The sequence below is a fragment of the Vreelandella vilamensis genome (assembly GCF_031451755.1).
Classification (GTDB): Bacteria; Pseudomonadota; Gammaproteobacteria; order Pseudomonadales; family Halomonadaceae; genus Vreelandella; species Vreelandella vilamensis.
This window is the reverse complement of sequence record NZ_JARWAN010000047.1, coordinates 1-6,020: the sequence shown is the minus strand read 5'-3', so window position 1 is coordinate 6,020 and position 6,020 is coordinate 1. Positions and strand designations below refer to the sequence as shown.

The following is a 6,020-nucleotide window of genomic DNA, read 5'->3' as shown; positions in this document are numbered from 1 at the left end:
TTAAAAGGGGACGGATTCAGGGTTAAAAGGGGACGGATTCAGGGTTGTAAAGGGGACGGATTCAGGCTATAAAAGGTCAATGTTATAAAATCCCTTAAAAGTAGCCTTATGAGTGAACAACAAGAAATAAGTAAGCCAATTTACAAGAGCAATGCTTTGGTAGAGGCGTCTTACCGTCTATCACCCGCCGAGCAGCGCATTATGCTGTCTTGTATCACTCAAGTGCGCCGTGATCAGCCGATCACCGACGATATCCTATATAGCGTCAGCGCAGCCGATTATGCCGCCCTATCAGGCACCGAGTCGCACTCGGTCTACAAGGAGCTGGCTGATGCTGCTCTGCGACTCAAGCGCCGTGAAGTTTGGATAAAGCAGGAGCCAAACGGACGCGGTAAGCGCACCAGCACGCTCATTACTGGCTGGGTGCAGTCCATTCTCTACGTCAAGTCCGAAGGGCGAGTGGAGCTGCGGTTCAGCAAGGATATGCTGCCTTACCTGACCCAGCTCACTGAGCAGTTCACGCGATACATGCTTAGTGACGTTGCGAAACTCAACAGCGGCTATGCCATACGACTGTATGAACTGTTATGTCAGTGGCGCGATGTCGGTGAACGAGAAGTTTCTATCGAGTGGCTGCGTGACGCATTCATGCTTGAAGGCAAGTATCCGGCGATCAAAGATTTCAAAAAACGAGTTGTTGAACCCGCCGTAGAGCAGGTTAATGAGCACACTTCGTTATGGGTGAAATGGGATCAGCGCAAAACCGGGCGGCGTGTCTCTCATTTTGTGTTCACATTCGGTGAAAAAAATGCCAAAAAAACGGGGCGCAAGGCAAAAACAAAGAAACAACCACCGTCTAGCGATCAACATTCAGTCTACGGTATCCCCTCCGAAGTGATCGCAAAACACGCACGCCCTGGCGACTCCTGGGAAGACGCAGCGCTACGCGCGTTTGAAGCACGTAAAGCCGGTCAGAAATAAACCATATCAAAAGCTCGGTCCTCGAAACCGATTAGGTGGTGCCGAAGCGGCTGATTGCGCTGGTTTTTCCTTTTGCTGAACCGGAGTTTCCGAGGGTTGGCTCTTCAAACTGTCTGCAACCGATCTCAGCGCGGGGGGAATTTTGGATTCGGGCAGCCCGTCCGGTGCTTCTCGATGATTCTCACGGCCCTGAAACGCCTGAGCTTCATTACCCGAGATTTTTATACCGATAGTTCCGGATCCTTTTCGCCGATCTCCATATACCTCCACTGATTTAGTGCTTTGGTGGCCCATGATGTAAGCGATAGCGGGACGACTTAACCCCATAGCTTTCAAATTCCCGCCAAGCGCATGCCGAAACGTGTACAGGCTGGGCCGCGCCTGTCGACGGGGCCACAGCCTGCGAGAAATCCGATCTAGTCGAGACTGGATACGATGCACTACCCCTCCTTTCTCACGTTCGGCACGCTGCACAATGCGAGCAGCACCAGCAATATTACGACGAATATGTGGATCATCGGGCAGCGTCAGCACTCGATCAGCACCACGCAAGCCACCAGACTTTTTAGCACCCACCACATGAACTAACCCCCGCTCTTTATCGACTTGCAGGCTCAAAAGCTCAATCGGACGCACACCTAAGTTTCTGACCAAAAAAATTGCAGCAGAGGTCTCTTTTCCATCATTCAGCTCTTTGACTGCCTGCATGAGCTTTTCAATATCGTCAGGGCTAATCGACTTCGCTCTTTTTTGCTTCGGTGGCGTCTCACCGCGCAGCGTCGAGTCAATAATGCCTTCACCAGTGCTAATAGTGGTCATCAAATTCCGGGTGTGCTTAATCCGTTCGGCAGATTCCTCATAGCCTTTTTCCCTTTGATCGAACTCGACAGCGTTACGCAGACGTCGCCAATAAGCCGGTCGGTACTGGTGGCAGCATTTCTGCAAAGCGTCTGTGATCTTTTTGGGTGTCGGTGGCTCGCCGTTCAAACGCTTATCGTAGAAGTGTTGAGCGAGCTTCCTGTAATCCTGTTTTGTTTTTTCAGTTGGCATTTATGCTTCCTCAGTAAAACCCTGGGTTGTCACTCAAGGTCGGTACTGGATCGTCCTCTTGGTCGGCCAAGTGGACGATCCAGTACCGACCCTTCGTTCCAACCGAACCCCAGAGGCGATATCGGCAACGGTGCCGGGCGAGCCCTTGTGGCACCGTGCGCTCATCGCCTCGTCGGCCTATTACACCCACTACGCTCGTTCCTCGCTTCGGGGTTTCATACCTAGGCCTCCCATACTTACTCGGCTATGCCGCGTGTAAGTATGGTTTGTTAAAGCGTACTTACGCGCAAGCGTTGTATCTCAATAAATGTGTTATAATGTGTAATAAATACACAATTACACATTTATTGGAGATTGGCAAATGCAACCTGTTACGCATATTCGCAGCGACGAAGCGCGCCACATTCACGCCACTCTCGTAGCCGCCCTTGGAACAGAGTCCGTGCCTAACCAATGGATGGTTTTCATGCGTACGGTGCGCGAGCAGCTACCAGACGTTCTATCTAAGGGCCGCCCCTCAAAGAAGGCTATCGAGTCCAGCCCAATCGGTGCCCTTGGCTTCAGCACTTGGCACAAAATGTGCGAAGCACCCATTGAGGAAGGTGGCTTAGGCTTGCCCTGGTCAACGTGGCGTCAGTGGTCGAGGGCGTGGGCCGTCGTCCAGAGGTACCCCGCTCTTGAAAGCGCCCCATTGACCGCGGCAGAGGTGAACAAGCTTGCTGCCGATACCCAAGCCGCTGGCGAGGACATGCCTACCGATATAAGGGGTATAGAAGCGTTCCAGGAACGACAAAAGGAACGAAGGGAAGCGGCTCGCCAGGAAACCCATGTAAAACTGAAAGAGCGCCTAGCGGCGCTAGAGGACGATCTAGCAGCTAGCAGAGAGGAAACTATCCGTAAGGAGGGGCGTTTGGACGAAATGGGCTTACACCTACAGCATATAGAGCAAGAACTCGCGGATGAGAAAGAGCGCCGACAGCGCTATCAATATCAGATGGTGCAACTGGAGAGCCAGGTCAAAAACTTGAAAGAGCGAAACGAATATCTGGAAAGTGAGATGCTTCTGCATCCGCAGCGTGGCCTGATACGCTGGTTACGCGGGCTTTTCTCATCGAAATAACGTTGTCTGGGGCATGATTGGGGGCATTTTCATTGCTCAAGAAATCGAAAAGCAGGCATTAGCCGAGCAGCGTGCCGAATGGAAAGAGCGGTTCGCCGCGAGCAAAAAACATAGCGAGAACGCCGAGAAAAACGTCCAAGAGGTCAATAAAGCCAAAACCAAGGCTGAGTCTGAGTAAGGGCCTGAGCGTTAACAGCGCGTGTAGAGGCAATGGAGGAAAAACACGAGCTAAAAAGCAACTGGGTTTATTCTTCAAAAGGATGGAAATATTCATCCCGTAAGAACCATAAAAGCCATTAGGCCTAAAGCTAAAAAGCAGGGGATAGTAAAATGAGTATCTCTCAACACTATTACGGGCAGGCGGCTGAGCTACTGGTAGCAAAAGAGACAGATACCGCTTCGCATAGTGAAGCCTATTGGCAAGGCTATTTGGATGCTGTGGCATGGTGCTTAGCAGGACAGCCCCCCAACCATCAACACGAGCAACCCTACCTACCAGGCACACTAATGTTTGATGCCTGGGCGTATGGCAAAGTGAATGGCATCGTCTTTGCTAAAGAACACGTAGAGAAAAAGCCGCAGAGGAGATTCTTTTGGGGTAAAAACCCGGCCTGAAAAGGCCGCTTTTCAAGATTTTTCGCCTTACCAAGGCCGTTATAGTCAGTCCACAAATGCAAAATGCCCGTAACAGCAGTATTAACTCAGATGAATTGAGATAGCGAGCATAACCACCGGACGACGATGTATTGATTAGAGTGGTTTATATTTACCGATACGGAAAACGGCCTGAATCTCGCTTGAAAGCAAGAGGTTCAGGCCGTCAAAACCGTATCGACTGAGGTATGCCTTAAAAGATACGCCACGATCACCAAGCCATAGGGACGCTGCATCATGCATGTCCTCTTTCCTCTACTGCCATGACTTGGTTACGTCCTGCTGTTTTAGCCTGATAAAGCGCTAAATCGGCACGTTTTATCATTTGTAGCATAAGCTCATCACGGCGTGACTCAATCACCCCGAAACTGGCTGATATTTGTTGCCCTACAACAGGAAACGCCGTGGCAGCGACCGCCTCGCGTAGCTTTTCCGCAAGCTGTAAAGCCTGAGCAAGCGTTGTTTCAGGCACTAATACGATAAACTCTTCTCCACCCCAGCGGGCACATAGATCGGTTATGCGTAAGTTTTCCCGCAGCACATTGGCAAACTTGACCAGCACTTGGTCGCCGACGTCGTGACCGTGGATGTCGTTAACCGGCTTAAAATAGTCGATATCGAGCATGATCAGCGACAACGGACGCTGGTAACGTCGGGAGCGCGCCATTTCCAGTGCCGAGTACCGTTCAAAGCTTAGCCGGTTGGCTAACCCGGTCAGGGTATCGGTATGGGCAAGGCGTTCAAGTTCCTGTTCATACATTACCCGCTGAGTGACGTCTTTGCCCACGGAGACATAGCGGATGATATGCCCTTGCTCATCTTTGATGGGACTGATGGTTTGCTCAACATAGCGGCACGTTCCATCGCGTGTTTGATCCAAAAACGTATCGCGAAAGGTGTCACCGCTTGTCAGGATATCCCACATATTGCGATAAAATTGGGCCGAGTGATGGCCCGATTGAAGCAGCCGTGGGTTTTGCCCAATCACCGCATCACGCATGTAACCCGTATAGCGCTCAAACGCCTGGTTCACGTACTCAATATTGCCGTTGGCATCCGTGATGACCACGCTATCTGACGACATTTCAATCGCACTGGATACCAACCACCTTTGTCGGTGATCTTCTACCGAGGCGGTAATATCCCGCTGGGTCGACACAAAATGGGTAATAGTCCCCGTTTTATTGCGTACCGGCGAGAGGTTCCACTCTACGTCATAGGGAGACCCGTCTTTGCGGTAGTTCACCGTGATGGCGTCGAAAGGATCACCGGCGTGCAGCGCCTTTCGTAGGCGATCAAGCATGGCACGATCGGTCTTTGGCCCCTGCAACAAACGCGGCGTGGCGCCCAGCAACTCTTCCCGGGTATAACCGCTCATGCGCATCATGGCCGCATTAACGTAGATAATGGTTGGCCCGGGAAGGTCAAGGTCGGCTGTGGTGATCACCACAGCATTGAGGGAGTGCTCCATCGCGGTTTCCAGTAACTGCAGGTAATCAATGTCCTGCATAATGCTCCCTAATGTTGTCCTTCGCGATTTTATGGCAAGAAAATTTCTACAACCCACTTTCAGGAAACGTAGAGTCTCCATATTCTTCATTAACTATAATTTACTGGGTATTAACGTAGATTGTATTCTTATAACGATCTACAACTTTTTAGCGGTAGATACTAAAACTTTTGGCTTAGTCTGAATCAGTCACGCAAAAGCCCGCCATTGAGCGGGCTTTTGTGTGCCTGGATAGTCAGGTTTTTCACGATTACGCGCCATCTCTTGAGTTTTGGGGATGGAGGTTTTGATGCCGCGAAGCGGCATGGAGCGAAGCGGTAACAGGGGGTTGGTGGGCGTAGCCCACCGCTTTGCTAAACCAGGGGTTTGCTGACGTTCAGCACGATCTAACGCGTATAGTGCCCGCTTTGGCGCGCAGCCGCGAAGCGGCTCGAAAGCGCCATTGTCCGCGCCTTTGGCGCGTCATTAGTAGGCAGCCCGAAGGGCTGGGCGAGCGAAGCGAGGGTAGGTGAGCGCACCTGCGCTCTTTTATGTACTTTTACCTTTTCCCTTTTAGGCGCTGTAATTATTTGAAATAAAAAGGCTATTAGCTTTAAAAGGGGACGGATTCAGGGTTAAAAGGGGACGGATTCAGGGTTAAAAGGGGACGGATTCAGGGTTGTAAAGGGGACGGATTCAGGCTATAAAAGGTCAATGTTATAAAAT

Annotated in this window: 6 protein-coding genes; 4 read left to right on the top strand and 2 right to left on the bottom strand. The window is 51.1% G+C overall.

The window, feature by feature from the left end:
• Positions 1–108 precede the first annotated feature (108 nt).
• The gene (locus QC823_RS15970; protein ID WP_309657333.1) at positions 109–981 is read left to right on the top strand and encodes a replication initiation protein; all 873 of its coding nucleotides are present in this window, start codon (positions 109–111) and stop codon (positions 979–981) included.
• Positions 982–987: 6 nt separating this feature from the next.
• On the opposite strand, the gene QC823_RS15965 is transcribed toward QC823_RS15970, so the two are convergent.
• Complete coding sequence (locus QC823_RS15965; protein WP_309657332.1) at positions 988–2,031, bottom strand: site-specific integrase; 1,044 nt, start codon at positions 2,029–2,031, stop codon at positions 988–990.
• A gap of 361 nt (positions 2,032–2,392) precedes the next feature.
• On the opposite strand from QC823_RS15965, the gene QC823_RS15960 reads away from it, so the two are divergent.
• The 3 genes from QC823_RS15960 (at position 2,393) to QC823_RS15950 (ending at position 3,766) form a co-directional block, all read left to right on the top strand.
• Positions 2,393–3,151 (top strand): hypothetical protein, encoded by a 759-nt coding sequence (locus QC823_RS15960; RefSeq protein WP_309657331.1) that lies wholly within the window; start codon positions 2,393–2,395, stop codon positions 3,149–3,151.
• Between the two features lie 13 nt (positions 3,152–3,164).
• On the top strand, positions 3,165–3,329 hold the full coding sequence (locus tag QC823_RS15955; protein ID WP_309657330.1) for a hypothetical protein: 165 nt from the start codon (positions 3,165–3,167) through the stop codon (positions 3,327–3,329).
• 152 nt (positions 3,330–3,481) lie between these two features.
• Positions 3,482–3,766, top strand: a complete 285-nt coding sequence (locus tag QC823_RS15950) for a hypothetical protein (protein ID WP_309657329.1) — start codon at positions 3,482–3,484, stop codon at positions 3,764–3,766.
• Between the two features lie 274 nt (positions 3,767–4,040).
• Here the strand turns inward: QC823_RS15950 and QC823_RS15945 are convergent, their stop codons facing one another.
• Complete coding sequence (locus QC823_RS15945; protein WP_309657328.1) at positions 4,041–5,315, bottom strand: sensor domain-containing diguanylate cyclase; 1,275 nt, start codon at positions 5,313–5,315, stop codon at positions 4,041–4,043.
• Positions 5,316–6,020: the final 705 nt, after the last annotated feature.